Genomic DNA, 15,425 nt, shown 5'->3' with positions numbered 1-15,425 from the left:
CCCCCGCTTCACCCTTCGGCTTGCCGGTAAACGATGGTGGTGCTGCCCACGACGATCCGCGAGCCGTCGCGGAGCGTAGCGCGGGTGGTGTGCTGCCCGTCCACCACGATGCCGTTGGTGGACCCGAGATCCTGGATCGTCGAGGGCGTTCCGGTCCGGATCTCACAGTGCCGGCGCGAGACGCCGGGGTCGTCGATCCGCACATCGGCGTCGGTGCTGCGACCCAGCACCAGCGTCGGGCGGGAGATCTGGTGGCGGGTGCCGTTGATCTCGATCCAGCGCCGCACCTGGGAGCCCGGCATGGGGCCGGGAGCCGTCGGGCGGCGGTCCGCGCCGGGGCGGCCGGGGCCGCCGTTCCCGCCGGGGGGCGGGGCGGCCGGCATCGGCGGCGCGGCGGTGGGCGGATAGCCGTAGCCGCCGCGGCCCTGGGCGGACTGCGGCGGTGCGACGGGAGCGGGACGGGCCGGACCCGGAGGCCTGGCGTGCTGCTCCTGCTGGCTGTGCAGGTCCTGCTGGTCGGTGCTGGAGGCGAGCGTACGACTGCGCACCCGGTACAGACCGGTGTCGAGATCGTCGGCCTTCTCCAGATGGACCTTGATCGGCCCCATGAACGTGTAGCGCTGCTGCTTGGCGTAGTCGCGGACCAGGCCGGACAGTTCGTCGCCCAGCTGGCCCGAGTACGGGCTCAGGCGCTCGAAGTCGGGCGCGCTGAGCTCGACGATGAAGTCGTTGGGGACGACGGTCCGCTCACGGTTCCAGATCGTCGCGTTGTTGTCGCACTCGCGCTGGAGGGCGCCGGCGATCTCGACGGGCTGGACCTCGGACTTGAAGACCTTCGCGAAGGTGCCGTTGACCAGGCCTTCGAGACGCTGCTCGAAACGCTTCAGGACTCCCATGGGGCACCTCCTCCGTCGTTGTCGTCCTGGTACTGCTTACTGATCGTATCCACGCGTCGGGAAATCGGCTGGTTCCCCTTCTGTGACCGGTGGACGAGTGTCACCTCTCACACGGATCGTAGAGGTGGCCTCCTCACAGTGTCCCGCACCCGGGGTGCACCGTGGAGGAGTGGGTGCGGCCCCTCCTCGTTCCCCCCGGGCCCCTGTGAGGTTTCTGTGGGTCCCCGAACCGTCGCCGTACGTCGTCGTTCCTTCCCCTCTCCTGCCCGCCAGGGGCGGTGGAAACAACGGATGTGAATCCACCCTGCGCAGCGTGCTAATCTTCTCGACGTCGCCAGGCAAGCGCACCGAAAAGGTGCGAAGGCCTCGGACACCACTCGGGCGAGTGGCGGAACGGCAGACGCGCTGGCTTCAGGTGCCAGTGTCCTTCGGGACGTGGGGGTTCAAATCCCCCCTCGCCCACAGAACGAAAGCCCCGCAGGTCAAACGACCGGCGGGGCTTTCGCGTTCCCGGAAGCCCGAAAGAACTTTCCGGCGCCGGAAGAACCTTCCGAGACCAGGAAGAACCTTCCCGAGACCAGGAAGAACCCCTCCCGCTCCGAAGTGCGGCCCGGCAAAGGACGCCGCGGAGACTTTCGTCTCGGCCGGCCGCGACGAAAGAGAGCCGAACCGCGCCCGGCCCTCTGCCTAGGGTGCGGCCGTGGATGTGTCATCGAAGATCCAGGACCTGCGCCTGCGGCTGGCGGGACCCGAACCCTGGTCCCGGCGCCGGATCACCGGCGAGTCGGCCCTCGCCCTCCTGCTGGCCCTGGCCGCGGCAGGCACCGGACGGCTGGCCCACGGCGGCCTGCTGGTGCCCGCCCTGGTGACCGTCGCCGTCCTCGTCCTGTCGCCGCTGCGCCGCAGGTTCCCCGCGAGCGTGCTCGTCGCCACGGCCGCCCTCAGCGGCGCCAGCGCGGGCGCCACCCTGCTGCTGCTCGTGGTGGCCTGCTCGGCGGGGCGGCGCATCGCCGGGGCGGGGCGGGCACTGGCCGCCTTCTGCGCCGCGTTCGCCGGCTATCTGGCCGGCCTCGCGCTCACCGAGTCCGGCGAGGGCACGCTGTTCGTCATCGCCCTGTTCGGGGCGCTCTTCTTCATGGTGATCGCCGTGGTGCCGGGCCTCGCCAGCCGCTACTGGTACCAACGGCGCACCCTCCTGCAGACCATGCAGGAACGCAACGCCCAGCTGCTGCGCGAGCGCGCGATGGTCGCCGGACAGGCCCGGCTGCGCGAGCGCCAGCGCATCGCCCAGGACATGCACGACAGCCTCGGCCACCAACTGGCGCTGATCTCCGTGCACACCGGGGCGCTGGAGGTCGACCCGGCGCTGACGGGCCGCCAGCGTGAAGCCGTCGGCGTCCTGAGGGAGGCCTCCGTCGCGGCCATGCACGAACTGCGCGCGGTGGTCGGCATCCTGCGCGACGGCGTCGAAGCCCCCGACCACCACACGGACGAGGCACAGCGCGCCGCACGCGGCACGGCGGGCGTCGAAGCCCTGGTGGCGGCGGCACGAACGGCGGGCACCACCGTGGAACTGCGCGAGACCGGCGAGCCCCGGCAACTGGCCGCCGCGTCCGACCACGCGGCGTACCGCATCGTCCAGGAGGCGCTGACCAACGCCTACAAGCACGCGCCGGGCGCCCCCATCGGTGTGGAACTGCGCTACGAGCCCGACTCGCTCGTCGTCGAGGTCGTCAACGGGCCGGTGCCCGGCCCCCTGCCGGACGAAGTGGTCAGCGGCGGCCAGGGCCTGACCGGCCTGCACGAACGGGCCCGGCTCGTCGGCGGCATGGTCCACACGGGACGGACCGCGGACGGGGGCTTCCGGGTGGCCGGTGTGCTGCCCTACGGAGCGGTGGAGGCCGCGACCTTCGTCGATCCCGTGGACGACTTCCGACAGCAGCCCCAGGCCCTCGCGCTCGGCGACGGTGGTGCGGCCGGTGAGACGGGGACCGGCCGGCACCAGGCCGGCCGGCACGGCGACTGGAACGTCGACCTGAGCGTCGCGGAGAGGGAGTTGGCCATGAGCAGCAGGAGCAGGGCCGGGGGCGTCGCCCTGGGGTGCGGGATCGCCTTCGCGGTGGTGGTGCTGCTCGCGGTGGCCGCGGGCGTCGGGCTGTTCTTCCTCGCCGGGTCCGCGGACAAGGCGATGACCGACCCCGCCGAGTACCGGGACATCGAAGTCGGCAGCTCCGAACAGGAAGTACGCGAGCGGCTCCCCGCCGGCGACACGTTTCTGGCGAAGGACCTGCCCGGCAAGGGGCCCGCCGAGCCCGCCGGTGCGAGCTGCCTGGTACTGATGTCGTCCGACTTCGGCGACAGCGTGGACCGTCATCCCGTTTTCCGGTTCTGCTTCAAGGACGGCAAGCTCATCGAGAAGCGGGCGTACGAGGTCGAGCGGTAGCGGCAGAGGTAGAGGCAGGGGCAGGGGCAGAGAGGCCGGGAGTGGGGCCGGGAGCAGGAGCGGCGCGACGGCAGGGCCGCCGGAAGTGACGGCGTGGTGGCAGGGCGGGAACGGGTCGGCGCTGCGCGAGGACGGGAGCAGGTGTGAGGGGTCCGAACGGTCGAGGGGGTCCACTCGACCCAGGGGGTGCGCTCGGTCGAGGGGATGCCTTCGGTCGGGGGGACGCGTTCGGTACTGGTGGTCAGGGGGGTCCGGGTGGTCCGGGGAGTTCGCCGGGGCCGGGTGGGCCGCTCGGGCCGGGCGTGGCGGGCGCGGAGGGCGCGGCGGACGGGGTGCGGGATCGCCGCGGCGCCCACGGTAGAGACGGAGTGGTGGTGGCGGAGGGCACGTACGGACCGAGGATCAAGGTGGTGATCGCGGACGACGAGCCGCTGATCAGGGCGGGGATCAGGATGATCCTCACCTCTGACCCGGCCATCGAGGTGGCGGCCGAGGCGGCCAACGGCCGGGACGCCGTCGAGGCCGCACGGGCGCACGACGCCGACGTGGTGCTGCTCGACATCCAGATGCCGGTGATGGACGGCCTGACCGCCCTGGCCGAGCTGCGCAGGAGCACCCCGGCGACCCGAGTGATCATCCTCACGACGTTCGGCGAACGCGAGAACGTGCTGCGCGCCCTGGAGTACGGGGGCGCCGGGTTCCTCCTGAAGGACACCGCCCCGGCCGAGCTGATCGCAGCGGTACGGGCGGCGGCGGCGGGGGACGCCTATCTGTCGCCCGGCGCGACCCGGCACGTCGTGGACCAGCTGGCCATGGGGCGCGCGGCGGCCCGGGGCGAGGAGGCGCGGCGCCGGGTGGCGGTGCTGTCGGTGCGGGAGCGGGACGTGCTGGCGCTGCTCGGGGAGGGCCTGTCCAACGCGGACGCGGGGAGGCGGCTCCATATGAGCGAGGCCACGGTGAAGACGTATGTGAGCCGCATCCTGGCGAAGCTGGAGTGCGAGAACAGGGTGCAGGCGGCGCTGCTGGCCCGGGATGCGGGGTTGTAGGCGGGCGGGGGCGGGGCCGCCTCGTGGGGCTTGTTTCACGTGAAACACGGGGTGGGCGGGCTCCAGGAGGTCTGAGCTGGATGTTCGCCAATCCCCGAAAGTGGTTGTAGAGTACAACGTATCGAGTGAGTTGTATAAGCCAACCATTGGAGTTCTGGTGTCCCCCGGTACCGCTCCCAGCCCTCTGCGCCATGTGCTCAGCCACCTCCTCACCCCGCTCCTGATGTGCATCGGGATGGGCCTGGCGTACCTGGGCGCCTTCCACAACCCGCAGCCGCACAACCTGCGGGTCGACATCGTCGGCTCAGGCCCCAGTGCGCAGGTGCTCGCACAGACCCTTCAGGACAAGGGCGCGGGCGCCCTCGACGTCCGAACCGTGCCCGACCGCACGACCGCCGTCCACAGCCTTGAGCAGCAGCACGTGTACGGCGCCTACATCCCCGGCGCCAAACCCGAACTGCTCGTCGCCTCCGCCTCCTCCGACACCAGCGCCACCGCCGTCGAGAAGGTCTTCACCAAGGTCGCGGCGGCGCAGGACGCGCCCCTCAAGGTGACCGACGTGACCGACCTCGCCGAGGGCGACCCGACCGGACAGGGCATCTTCTTCCTGCTGGTCGCGCTGAGCATCGGCTCCTACGCGTCCGTCGCCGTGATCGGCGGAGCCGGCGCGGTGCTCGCCCTGCGGATCAGGGCACTGCTGGCGCTCGGGATGTCGCTGCTGGTCAGCGCTGTCGGCGCGGTCTTCGCGGGCCCCCTGTTCCACCTCGTCGACACTGGCCTCGGCGGCGTGTGGGGCATGGCGTGGCTGTACTCGGCCGGGATCCTGCTGATCGGCGTCGGGCTGCACACCTTCCTGAAGAGGTGGACGACCCTCGGCGTGATGGTGCTGTTCGTGATGCTCAACTTCACCAGCTCCGGCGGCATCTTCCGGCCCGAGCTCCAGCCCGGCTTCTTCGGCGCCCTGCACGCGTTCTGGAACGGTGCCGGATTCGTCGAGGGCGCCCGAAGCCACGTGTACTTCGCGGGCTACGGCCTCGGCGGCCATGTGCTGGTCCTGGCGTTCTGGCTGCTGGCGGGGGTCGCGCTGATGGGCATCGCGGGGCTGGCCGAGCGGAAGCGGGGGGCTGTGGCGGCGGCGGGAGCCGGAGCGGGTGCGGCTGTCGGCGCTGGTGCTGCTGCTGGTGCTGCTGGTTCCGGTGTGGCTGCCGCCGATGGCGCGGGGGTCGGTCAGGCCGAGGCCGGTAGTGGTGCCGGTGGTCTGGACGACGGCCGCGTCGGCGGCGACGGCCGCGGGATCCGCGAGGGAGAAGAGGAGATCGAGGAGGAGCTCGAGGAAGCGGTCGGCGTCTGAACCTCGGCGCCTGGCTGTGGATAACTCCCGGCGGTGGCCTGCTCGATGGCCCCCGCCGGGAGTTATCCACAGGGGGAGACGGCTGTCGGCCCCCGACGGTACCGTCATGGCATTCGAGCTGCTGATGGTGAACGAGTACGGGGGAGGCGGCACGCGATGAGCGATGTCGAGGCGGTGATTCCGGCCCAGCGAGCGGTGCCCGACGACAGGCAGACCCGGATTCCCGAGGTGCCGGGATTCCGACACCACAAAGGACGGGGACCCGGCCACAAAGCGGGCTCGCCCAAGAGCGACGGCAAGGCACTGCGCGACCGGGTGCCCCGCTCCTCGCACGACTCGCTGCTCCTCTCCGCCGATCGCCCCGACGCCGTCCGGGCCGTCGAGGAATCGAACCGGGGCCGCGTGCCCGAGCTCACGCCGATCCGCGTGGGCCGCATGGCGGCTTCCCCGTTCGCCTTCCTGCGCGGCTCCGCCGGGCTGATGGCCCACGACCTCGTCGGCACCCCCGTCACCGGCATAGGCGCCCAGATCTGCGGCGACGCCCACGCGGCGAACTTCGGTCTCTACGGCGACGCCCGCGGCGGCCTCGTCATCGACCTCAACGACTTCGACGAGACCGTCACCGGCCCCTGGGAATGGGACCTCAAGCGCCTAGCCGCCTCCCTGGTCCTGGCCGGCCGGGAAGCGGGCGCCGACGAGGACATCTGCCGGGCCGCGGCCTTCGACGCCGTCGGCGCCTACCGGCGCACCATGAGACTCCTGGCGAAACTGCCGGTGCTGGACGCGTGGAACGCGATAGCCGACGAGGAACTGGTCTCCCACACCGACGCACGGGACCTGCTCGGCACCCTGGAGCGGGTGTCGGCCAAGGCCCGCAACAACACCAGCGCCCGCTTCGCCGCCAAGGCCACCGAACAGAGAGCAGACGGACACCACCACTTCGTCGACGCGGCACCCGTCCTGCGCCGGGTGCCCGACGCCGAGGCCGCCGCCGTCGCCGCCTCGCTCGGTCCCTACCTGGAAACCCTCTCGGAAGACCGCCTGCCGCTGCTCGCGCGGTACGCGATACACGACGTGGCCTTCCGGGTCGTCGGCACCGGCAGCGTCGGCACACGGTCGTACGTGGTGCTGCTCGTCGACCATCGCGGCGAGCCGCTGGTGCTCCAGGTCAAGGAGGCCCGCGCCTCGGCCCTGCTGCCGCACCTGGCCAAGGCCGGCTTCACTGCCCCGGACGCGGGTCACGAAGGCCGCCGTGTGGTCCTCGGGCAGAAGCGGATGCAGGTCGTCAGCGACATCCTGCTCGGCTGGACCACCGTAGACGGGCACCCCTATCAGGTGCGCCAGTTCCGCAACCGCAAGGGCAGCGTCGACCCGGCGGCCCTGGCCGCCGACCAACTGGACGACTACGGCCGTATGACCGGCGCACTGCTGGCGCGCGCGCACGCTCACAGCGCCGACCCGCGCCTGATAGCCGGGTACTGCGGCAAGAACGAAGAGCTCGACGAGGCCGTGGCCGGCTTCGCGGTCCTCTACGCCGACCGCACGGAGTCGGATTACGCGACACTCCTGGCCGCCATCAGGGATGGGCGGGTGGCGGCAGAGCTGGGGGTTTGAGGCGGGGCACGGGGTGCGGGCGGGGTGTGGGGCAGGGGGCGGGGTGGGAGGGGGAGGGGGAGGGAGGGCCCCCCACCCCCCGCGCCCGTACGCTGGACCGGTGACGGACGAACCTGCCGAAGACACGACCCCCCGGCCCACCGCCCGGCCCGAGGCCCCAGCGCACACGGACGAGAACGCCGAGCGGCCCGAAGCCCGGCTGGACCGCGCTGTGCGGGCGGCTGAGCAGGCGCTGATCGAGTTCGAGATCGCCGTGGAGACCTTCCGCGTGGAGGTGGAGAACTTCTCCCGCCTGCACCACCAGAAGCTCGGCCCGATGTACGCCCGGCTCGACGAGCTCGACGCCCAGATCGCCGAGGCCAAGGCCTCCCTCACCGGCGACCTGGAAGACCAGCGCAAGGCGCGCGAGGCGCGAGCCGCCGTCATGCCCATGCCTGGCGTCGACGAACTCTTCCACGACTGGATGGACTCCGACGGGCTCTCCCCCGAGGCCGCCTCCATGCTCACCGACCAGCCCGTACGGCCGCCGAAGCGGGTCCGCCCCAGCGAGGAGGCGCGCAGGCTCTACCGGGAGCTGGCGCGCAAGGCGCACCCCGACCTCGCGCAGGAGGAGCAGGAACGGGCCCGGCGCGAGGAGTTCATCACCCGGGTCAACGCCGCGTACGGCCGGGGCGACGAGGAACTGCTGCGGGAGCTCGCCGAGGAGTGGGCGGCAGGCCCGGTGCCGGAGGAGGCGCGTCCCAGCGAGAGCGAGGAGCTCTACGCCCGGCTGGAATGGCTGGCCCAGCGCAAGGAGCTGCTGGCCGTACTGGCGCGTGACCTGGAGGAGAGTGCGATCGGCTCGATGCTGCGGATGGCGCCCGACGACCCGGACCGGCTCCTGGAGGAGATCGCCGAGCAGTTGCTGGCCGAGGTCGCCGGGCGTGAGGCGGTCCTTGCCGAGCTGGTGCAGTAGCGTTCCCGGTGACCTGGCCACACGGCTGACCCCCGGACCGGCCGGTACCGGTGACCGGCCGATACGACCGTCGCGGCTGTTTCGGCGCCGGGCCCGGGACAGTCGACGCGTACGAGAGAAGGCATGACCCATGAATTTCGCCCAGCTGCCGTCCGTCGAGGTCGCTGCCGTGCCGGCCGACGCCCTGGTGCTGGACGTCCGTGAGGACGACGAGTGGGCGGCCGGGCACGTCGAGGGCGCGCTGCATGTGCCGATGAGCGACTTCGTGGCGCGCTTCGGCGACGTGACGCAGGCCGTCGAGGACGGCCGCCGGGCGTATGTGATGTGCCGGGTAGGTGGCCGGTCCGCGCAGGTCACCCAGTACTTGGTGCAGCAGGGCATCGACGCCGTGAACATCGACGGCGGCATGCAGGCGTGGGACGCCGCCGGGCGCCCGATGGTCAGCGACAACGACAGCCCGGCTTTCGTCCTCTGACCGACGTTTGACGGTCGGCCGTTCGACGCCCGCCGGCGGTCCGACGCCCGCCGCGGGCCGAGTCACTCGTACGCGAAACACCGTGCGCGAGCGGCCGTGCTGTCCTGTTGGCCGAGTGGCCGTGCTGTCCCGTCACCCGAGCGGGTGCGCGGCTAGCAGGTCGCCGAGGGCTTCCTCATGGGCCGCGGCCGGGCCCAGGGACAGTTCCAGTTGCTTGGCCCAGGCGTGGTAGCGGTGCAGGGGGTAGTCGGTGTCGGCGCCGAAGCCGCCGTGCAGATGCTGGGCGGTCTGTACGACTCTGCGTACGCCTTCGGAGGCCCAGATCTTCGCCACCGCCACATCCCCGGAGACGGGCAGTGGCCCCCCGGTGCTGACGCCCGCCCCCGCCTCTGCCCCGGCCCCCGCCGCTGTGCCGGTGCTGATGCGCCATGCCGCCTGCCACAGTGTGGCCTCCATGGCGCGCAGGTCGATGTAGCGGTCCGCCGTCTGGACGGCGACCGCCTGGAAGGTCGCGATGGGGAACCCGAACTGCTCGCGTTTCCCGGTGTACGCGCTGGTCATCGCCAGTACCGCCTCGCCGAGGCCCAGCGCGAGCGCGCAGGTGCCGGTGGCCAGCAGCCCGCGCAGCCACTCCCAGGCACCCCCGGCCGTGACGACCGCGCGGGCTTCGATCCGTACGGCGTCGAGACGGACCTCGGCGAACCGCTCTCCGCTGGTGGAGACCTGGTCGGCGAGCGTGATTCCGTCGTGGAGGCGGGGGACCAGCGCCAGTACGGTGCGGCCTTCGCCGGTGTGGGCGGGCACGGCGATACGGTCCGCGTTCTGCGCCCAGGGCACCCCGGTCTGCACCCCGTCGAGCACCCAGCCGCCGTCCCCGGCGGTCTCCTGCCGTGCCGTGACGGCGAGTTCGGCAGGGTCATGGCCTGTGCGGCCGTTGGCCCCGACGGTGAACACCAACTCGCCCCGGCCTGCGGCGGGAAGCAGTTCACGGGCCAGTCCGGTGTCCCCGTAACGCTGTAGGGCCATCGCCACCGCGCTGCTCTCCAGCAGCGGCACCCGGGCCAGCACCTTCGCGGACTCGCGCAGCACCAGGCAGAGGGCGATCGGGTCGAGGCCCGCCCCGCCGTACTGGGGGTCGATGACCAGGCTGAGCAGGTCCGAGTCGGCGAGCTTGGCCCACAGCGGGCGGTCGAACTCCTCGGCCACCGCGCCCTGAGTCAGCGCGGGGCTCGGTACGGCGTCGGGCGCGACCCCGGAGAAGACCGCCTTCGCCGCCTCGACGGCCGCCTGCTGCTCCTCGGTGAAGGTGAAGTCCACAGCCCTGTCCTCCCGCACAGCGGATCTGATGGGCCGTCAAGATAGAACAGGTTCTATTGGATTGGAATGGACGGAGCCCGCTGGACGAGAAGAGTGAGAAGACAAAAAGAGGGGCGAGAAGGACGAGAAGGGGCCGGAAGGACGACAAGGGCCGGACGGATGAGAGGGACCTAGGGGGCCTCCCCCCCCCGCCCCCTCCCCCCCCGCCTCCCCATCCCCCTCATCGATCGAAGTCCAGCTCCACTTCCTTCGTAGCCGGGCGGGACTGGCAGGCCAGGACATAGCCCGCCTCCGTCTCGTCCTCCTCCAGGGCGAAGTTGCGGTCCATCCGGACCTCGCCCTTGACCAGGAACGCCCGGCAGGTGCCGCAGACTCCGCCCTTGCAGGCGTACGGGGCGTCCGAGCGTGCCCGCAGCACGGTGTCCAGGAGCTTTTCGCCGTCCTGGACCGGCCAGGTGCCGGAGCGGCCGTGGAGTGTCGCGGTAAGCGTGGCGTGCGTCGGGGCCGAGGCCGCCGCGGTGCTCTGCGCCGGTGCCTCGTCGACGTGGAAGATCTCCTCGTGGATTCGGCCGCGGGCGACGCCGAGTTCGCGTAGGGCCCGTTCGGCGCCCTGGACCAGGCCGAACGGTCCGCACAGGTACCAGCCGTCGACCTCCTCCACCGGGAGCAGTGCGGGCAGCAGGGCCGTCAGCCGTTCCTGGTCGAGCCGGCCGGAGGGCAGTCCGGACTGCTGCTCTTCCCGGGAGAGCGCGGTGACCAGCTGGAACCGGTCCGGGAAGCGGTCCTTCAGGTCGGCTGTCTCTTCCAGGAACATGGTGGACGACACTGTGCGGTCGCTGCGTATGAGGCAGAAGCGGGCTTCGGGTTCCCGTTCCAGCAGGGTGGTGGCGATGGACAGTACGGGGGTGATGCCGCTGCCGCCGACGACGGCCACGAAGTATCCGGCGCGGGGTTCCAGGATGAAGCGCCCCATCGGCTCCATGACGTCGACCACGTCACCGACGGTGAGTTCCTTGAAGGCGTACGTGGAGAACTCGCCGCCTTCGACGAGGCGGATGCCGACGCGCAGGACGGGCGTGCCGGGCTGTTCGACGGCGGGCGCGCAGATCGAGTACGTGCGGCGGATCTCCTGGCCCTGGACGGTGCGGCGCAGGGCGAGATGCTGGCCGGGGCGGTGCCGGTAGGCCTCGCGCAGCTCCGGCGGCACGTCGAAGGTGACGGTCACCGAGTCGTCCGTGAGCCGTTCGACCTCGCTCACCCGGAGTGGATGGAACATCTACAACTCCTTGAAGTGGTCGAACGGTTCTCGGCAGGCGACGCAGCGGCGCAGTGCCTTGCACGCCGTGGAGGAGAACCTGCTCAGCAGTTCGGTGTCGGTGGAGCCGCAGTGCGGGCAGCGCACGGACAGGGTGAGGGCGATGGGGCCCTGGGTGTGCTGCGGCCGTGGGGGCGCTATGCCGAACTCGGCCAGTTTGCGGCGGCCCTCGTCGCTGATGTCGTCGGTCGACCAGGCGGGGGAGAGGACGCGGACGACTGTGACATCGGGGATTCCGTGGTCGTGCAGTACCTGTTCGATGTCGGCGGTCATCGCTTCTATGGCGGGGCAGCCGGTGTAGGTGGGGGTGAGGCGGACGGTGACCTTGCCGGGGCTCTCCAGGTGGACTCCACGCAGTACGCCGAGCTCCTCCAGGGTGATCACGGGCAGCTCGGGGTCGGGGACCGAGCCGGCGAGCCGGGCGAGGTCCTGTTCGAGGGGGGTCATGGCGGCTGGGGCCGTGGTCGTGCCGGTCACCATGTCGCCCCCGGGTGGCTGCGGTGCAGGTGCTGCATCTCGGCGAGCATCCGGCCGAAGGGTTCGGTGTGCAGGCCCTCGCGGCCGGCTCCGGCGGCCCAGGCACCGGTCCTGGGGCCTTCGGGGACGGTGAGGGTGGCCTGTTCCAGGACCGAGGTGACGGAGGCCAGCCATGTCTGCTCGGTCTGCTGCCAGTCGATGTCGACGCCTGCGACGGGCTGGAACATCTCTCCGGTGAACCGCCACAGTGCTTCGCAGGCGCGCTGCATGCGGTGGTGACTCTCTTCGGTGCCGTCGCCCAGGCGCAGGGTCCACTGTTCGGCGTGGTCCTGGTGGTAGGCGACTTCCTTGACCGCCTTGGCGGCGAGTCCGGCGAGGTCGCTCTCGCCTACCGCGAGCTGTCCGTAGAGCAGTTTCTGGTAGGTCGAGAAGTAGAGCTGGCGGGCGATGGTGTGGGCGAAGTCGCCGTTGGGCTGCTCGACGAGCTGGAGGTTGCGGAAGGCCCGCTCTTCGCGCAGGTAGGCGAGCTGGTCCTCGTCGCCCGCGAGGGAGAGCAGGACGCGGGCCTGGCCGAGGAGGTCGAGCGCGATGTTGGCGAGGGCCACTTCCTCTTCGAGGACGGGGGCGTGTCCGGCCCACTCCCCCAGCCGGTGCGAGAGCACCAGTGCGTCGTCGCCGAGGGCGAGCGCGGCCGTGATCGCGGGCGTGGGTGTGGTCGTGTCCGTCGTGGGCGCGGGGGTCGGGGCCGTCACAGGTGCTTCACGCCTTCCGGGATCTCGTAGAAGGTCGGGTGGCGGTAGGGCTTGTCGCCGGCCGGTTCGAAGAAGGAGTCCTTCTCGTCGGGGGAGGAGGCGGTGACGGCGTTGGAGGGGACCACCCAGATGGAGACGCCTTCGGAGCGCCGGGTGTAGAGGTCGCGCGCGTTGCGCAGGGCCATCTGGGCGTCCGGGGCGTGCAGGCTTCCGGCGTGGGTGTGGGACAGTCCGCGGCGCGAGCGCACGAACACCTCCCACAGCGGCCAGTCGTGTGTGGTCATGCCGTTGCCTCCCCGTTCCTGTGGTGCTTGGTCGCGTACGCGGCTGCCGCGTCCCGGACCCAGGCGCCTTCCTCGTGGGCGCGGCGCCGTTGGGTGAGCCGTTGTTCGTTGCACGGGCCGTTGCCCTTGAGGACGTCCCAGAACTCGGTCCAGTCGATCGTCCCGAAGTCGTGGTGTCCGCGCTCCTCGTTCCACCGGAGGTCGGGGTCGGGGAGGGTCAGGCCGAGTGCTTCGGCCTGGGGGACGCAGATGTCGACGAAGCGCTGGCGCAGTTCGTCGTTCGAGTGCCGCTTGATCTTCCAGGCCATGGACTGTGCCGAGTGGGACGACTCGTCGTCGGGCGGGCCGAACATCATCAGCGAGGGCCACCACCAGCGGTCCACCGCGTCCTGTGCCATCGCGTGCTGCTGCGGGGTGCCCTGGGAGAGGGCGAGGAGCAGTTCGTAGCCCTGGCGCTGGTGGAAGGACTCCTCCTTGCAGACACGGACCATCGCCCGTGCGTACGGCCCGTAGGAGCAGCGGCAGAGGGGGACCTGGTTGGTGATGGCGGCGCCGTCCACGAGCCAGCCGATGGCGCCGACGTCGGCCCAGGTCAGGGTGGGGTAGTTGAAGATCGATGAGTACTTCTGGCGGCCGGAGTGGAGCTTGTCGAGCAGCTCGTCGCGGCTGACGCCGAGGGTTTCGGCGGCGCTGTACAGGTACAGCCCGTGGCCCGCCTCGTCCTGCACCTTCGCCATGAGGATCGCCTTGCGGCGCAGCGAGGGCGCGCGGGTGATCCAGTTGGACTCGGGCTGCATGCCGATGATTTCGGAGTGGGCGTGTTGCGCTATCTGGCGGACGAGTGAGGCTCGGTAGGCCTCGGGCATCCAGTCGCGCGGCTCGATGCGCTCGTCGGCGGCCACGGCGGCGTCGAACGCGGCCAGGTAAGCCGACGTGTCCTTCTCGTCCGCCGTGGGTGAGCCGTGCTTGTTGGTGCCGGTCTCCGCGGTCACTGCCGTCATCCGAGCCCCCTGCCGAGCTGTCGATTCCGGGCCGTCCGCCGGGCCACTCGCGCCCGACCGATCGTTCGGTCCATTGACTTCAATGGTGAGTCGACGGCCCGTAGGGTGTCAACCCTGTGGATAACCCAGTGGAGCCGAGCGGGATCGGGGCGGGATGGATTCGTACGACGAGAAGGACGTACCGGGCGGGGAGGACCGGCCCCTGCGGCCCGGGCCCGGTGCCGCCGCCGACGGCCCGCAGACCGCCGCCGGCGCTGCCGCACCCGCTCCGACCGGCGACGACGTGACGGCGCGCAGCGAACCCGAGACCCCGAGCGGTGACGCCGTGGCCCGGCCCGGCAGCGCCTCGGACGCACCCGCCCACGCGCCCGGCGCCCCCGTACCCGCCGCCCCGGCCGGACCCGCCCACGCGCCCGGCGCGCCGACCCCCGCGCCCGGCGCGCCCACGTACGCCGCCTCGGCTCCCGAAGCCCTCGGCTCCCCCGCCCCCGGTGTCCCCGGGCGCGGGATCGCCGGGCTCTCGCTGCCCTACCAGGTGGCGGCGGCGCTGGCGCTGGCCGTCGTCGCGGTGGTGGGGATCGTCCACATCGCCATGGTGTTTCTGCACGTCGCGCCGTCCAACACGGTCACCAAGCAGCACGGCAAAATCGTCGATGACTGGATCTACCCCGAGTTCGAACAGAACTGGAAGCTCTTCGCGCCCAATCCGCTCCAGCAGAACATCGCGGTCCAGGCCCGTGCCGAGATCCGTATGCCGGACGGGAACCGGAAGACGACCGACTGGATCGACCTGACGGCCGAGGACGGCTCCGGCATCCGCGGCAACCCGCTCCCCAGCCACGCCCAGCAGAACGAGCTGCGCCGGGGCTGGGAGTTCTTCGTCAACTCCCACACCGACGACAACAAGCCCAACGGGCTGCGCGGCGAGCTCTCCGACCGCTATATCCACCGGATCGTGATGCTCCGCCTCGGCGCGCACCATGACGGCGGAACCGTCGAGCGTGTACAGGTCAGGTCCGTGACGAGGTCCGTGAAGGCTCCGGTGTGGAGCGACGAGAAGATCGACACCCGGCCGTACTACCGGGTCGTCCCCTGGTGGACCGTGACCCCCGCCGACCTCCCGGGCGGCGCCGGTTCCGCCGAGGCGCGCACGGAGGCCGGCCGATGAACGAGTCCACGAGTGGGTCCACCAGCGACTTCACGAGCGAGCCCCGGGGCGAGACCATGAGTGAAGCGGTGAGCGGGCCGGCGCGCGGCCCTGTGCACGATACGGCGGGCGGGAATGCCGACGAGCAGCCCCAGACGCCGCATTCGTCCCCTCAGTCCCAGGGATGGCACTGGCACGCCTCGCCCACCCACCAGACACCCCAGGCGCCCCTGCCGCCCCAGGTACCCCAAGTACCCCAGGCCCCCTCCACAACCCCTGGCACCCACCCCGGCCCCGCAGCCCCGCTCTCCCACGTCCACGCCCCCGCCCCCGCCTCCGAGCGCGAGCCCGA

14 protein-coding genes and 1 tRNA gene are annotated in these 15,425 nt (G+C 71.4%); 8 read left to right on the top strand and 7 right to left on the bottom strand.

Going from position 1 to position 15,425, the window contains the following annotated elements; all coding sequences use genetic code 11:
• Positions 1-8: 8 nt before the first annotated feature.
• A complete protein-coding gene (locus ACZ5ID_RS05960; protein WP_468893837.1) occupies positions 9-896 on the bottom strand; it encodes an FhaA domain-containing protein in 888 nt (295 codons plus the stop codon).
• 379 nt (positions 897-1,275) lie between these two features.
• Between ACZ5ID_RS05960 and ACZ5ID_RS05955 the strand changes: the two genes are divergently transcribed.
• The 7 genes from ACZ5ID_RS05955 to ACZ5ID_RS05925 all read left to right on the top strand — a co-directional run bounded on the left by ACZ5ID_RS05955 (position 1,276) and on the right by ACZ5ID_RS05925 (position 8,780).
• Positions 1,276-1,358: transfer RNA gene (locus ACZ5ID_RS05955), tRNA-Leu, on the top strand.
• 238 nt (positions 1,359-1,596) lie between these two features.
• A complete protein-coding gene (locus tag ACZ5ID_RS05950; RefSeq protein WP_468893835.1) occupies positions 1,597-3,339 on the top strand; it encodes a sensor histidine kinase in 1,743 nt (580 codons plus the stop codon).
• A 374-nt stretch (positions 3,340-3,713) separates the two neighbouring features.
• Positions 3,714-4,385 (top strand): response regulator, encoded by a 672-nt coding sequence (locus ACZ5ID_RS05945; protein ID WP_468893833.1) that lies wholly within the window; start codon positions 3,714-3,716, stop codon positions 4,383-4,385.
• Positions 4,386-4,608: 223 nt separating this feature from the next.
• Positions 4,609-5,736, top strand: a complete 1,128-nt coding sequence (locus ACZ5ID_RS05940; RefSeq protein WP_468894210.1) for an ABC-2 transporter permease — start codon at positions 4,609-4,611, stop codon at positions 5,734-5,736.
• Between the two features lie 156 nt (positions 5,737-5,892).
• Positions 5,893-7,350: a DUF2252 domain-containing protein gene (locus tag ACZ5ID_RS05935; protein WP_468893831.1), complete on the top strand. Its 1,458-nt coding sequence runs from the start codon at positions 5,893-5,895 to the stop codon at positions 7,348-7,350.
• 100 nt (positions 7,351-7,450) lie between these two features.
• On the top strand, positions 7,451-8,305 hold the full coding sequence (locus ACZ5ID_RS05930) for a hypothetical protein (RefSeq protein WP_468893829.1): 855 nt from the start codon (positions 7,451-7,453) through the stop codon (positions 8,303-8,305).
• Positions 8,306-8,435: 130 nt separating this feature from the next.
• A complete protein-coding gene (locus tag ACZ5ID_RS05925) occupies positions 8,436-8,780 on the top strand; it encodes a rhodanese-like domain-containing protein (RefSeq protein ID WP_468893827.1) in 345 nt (114 codons plus the stop codon).
• Positions 8,781-8,912: 132 nt separating this feature from the next.
• On the opposite strand, the gene ACZ5ID_RS05920 is transcribed toward ACZ5ID_RS05925, so the two are convergent.
• The 6 genes from ACZ5ID_RS05920 to paaA all read right to left on the bottom strand — a co-directional run bounded on the left by ACZ5ID_RS05920 (position 8,913) and on the right by paaA (position 13,926).
• Entirely contained in the window at positions 8,913-10,097 is a 1,185-nt protein-coding gene (locus tag ACZ5ID_RS05920; RefSeq protein ID WP_468893825.1) for an acyl-CoA dehydrogenase family protein, read from the bottom strand.
• Between the two features lie 220 nt (positions 10,098-10,317).
• Positions 10,318-11,373 carry a 2Fe-2S iron-sulfur cluster-binding protein gene (locus tag ACZ5ID_RS05915; RefSeq protein ID WP_468893823.1) on the bottom strand — a complete coding sequence of 352 codons (1,056 nt, stop codon included), beginning with the start codon at positions 11,371-11,373 and terminating at the stop codon, positions 10,318-10,320.
• Positions 11,374-11,892: a 1,2-phenylacetyl-CoA epoxidase subunit PaaD gene (gene paaD / locus ACZ5ID_RS05910; protein ID WP_468893821.1), complete on the bottom strand. Its 519-nt coding sequence runs from the start codon at positions 11,890-11,892 to the stop codon at positions 11,374-11,376. It abuts the gene before it with no gap.
• On the bottom strand, positions 11,886-12,641 hold the full coding sequence (gene paaC / locus ACZ5ID_RS05905) for a 1,2-phenylacetyl-CoA epoxidase subunit PaaC (RefSeq protein WP_468893819.1): 756 nt from the start codon (positions 12,639-12,641) through the stop codon (positions 11,886-11,888). Before paaC ends, paaD begins: the two co-directional genes overlap by 7 nt.
• Complete coding sequence (gene paaB, locus ACZ5ID_RS05900) at positions 12,638-12,925, bottom strand: 1,2-phenylacetyl-CoA epoxidase subunit PaaB (protein ID WP_406557328.1); 288 nt, start codon at positions 12,923-12,925, stop codon at positions 12,638-12,640. Before paaB ends, paaC begins: the two co-directional genes overlap by 4 nt.
• A complete protein-coding gene (gene paaA / locus ACZ5ID_RS05895) occupies positions 12,922-13,926 on the bottom strand; it encodes a 1,2-phenylacetyl-CoA epoxidase subunit PaaA (RefSeq protein ID WP_406557329.1) in 1,005 nt (334 codons plus the stop codon). Before paaA ends, paaB begins: the two co-directional genes overlap by 4 nt.
• Positions 13,927-14,080: 154 nt before the next feature.
• Here paaA and ACZ5ID_RS05890 point away from each other — a divergent pair, with 154 nt between their 5' ends.
• Positions 14,081-15,094: a DUF5819 family protein gene (locus ACZ5ID_RS05890; protein WP_468893816.1), complete on the top strand. Its 1,014-nt coding sequence runs from the start codon at positions 14,081-14,083 to the stop codon at positions 15,092-15,094.
• The last annotated feature ends 331 nt before the right edge of the window (positions 15,095-15,425 follow it).

Source organism: Streptomyces sp. NPDC031670 (genome assembly GCF_055580545.1).
The sequence above is the reverse complement of the archived record's forward strand: the minus strand, read 5'-3'. Positions and strand labels throughout refer to the sequence as shown.

Coding starts and splice junctions, on each gene's coding strand:
- ACZ5ID_RS05960 (WP_468893837.1), bottom strand. CDS start 896: ATGGGAGTCCTGAAGCGTTTCGAGCAGCGTCTCGAAGGCCTGGTCAAC.
- ACZ5ID_RS05940 (WP_468894210.1), top strand. CDS start 4,609: ATGTGCATCGGGATGGGCCTGGCGTACCTGGGCGCCTTCCACAACCCG.
- ACZ5ID_RS05935 (WP_468893831.1), top strand. CDS start 5,893: ATGAGCGATGTCGAGGCGGTGATTCCGGCCCAGCGAGCGGTGCCCGAC.
- ACZ5ID_RS05925 (WP_468893827.1), top strand. CDS start 8,436: ATGAATTTCGCCCAGCTGCCGTCCGTCGAGGTCGCTGCCGTGCCGGCC.
- ACZ5ID_RS05915 (WP_468893823.1), bottom strand. CDS start 11,373: ATGTTCCATCCACTCCGGGTGAGCGAGGTCGAACGGCTCACGGACGAC.
- paaD (WP_468893821.1), bottom strand. CDS start 11,892: ATGGTGACCGGCACGACCACGGCCCCAGCCGCCATGACCCCCCTCGAA.
- paaB (WP_406557328.1), bottom strand. CDS start 12,925: ATGACCACACACGACTGGCCGCTGTGGGAGGTGTTCGTGCGCTCGCGC.
- paaA (WP_406557329.1), bottom strand. CDS start 13,926: ATGACGGCAGTGACCGCGGAGACCGGCACCAACAAGCACGGCTCACCC.
- ACZ5ID_RS05890 (WP_468893816.1), top strand. CDS start 14,081: ATGGATTCGTACGACGAGAAGGACGTACCGGGCGGGGAGGACCGGCCC.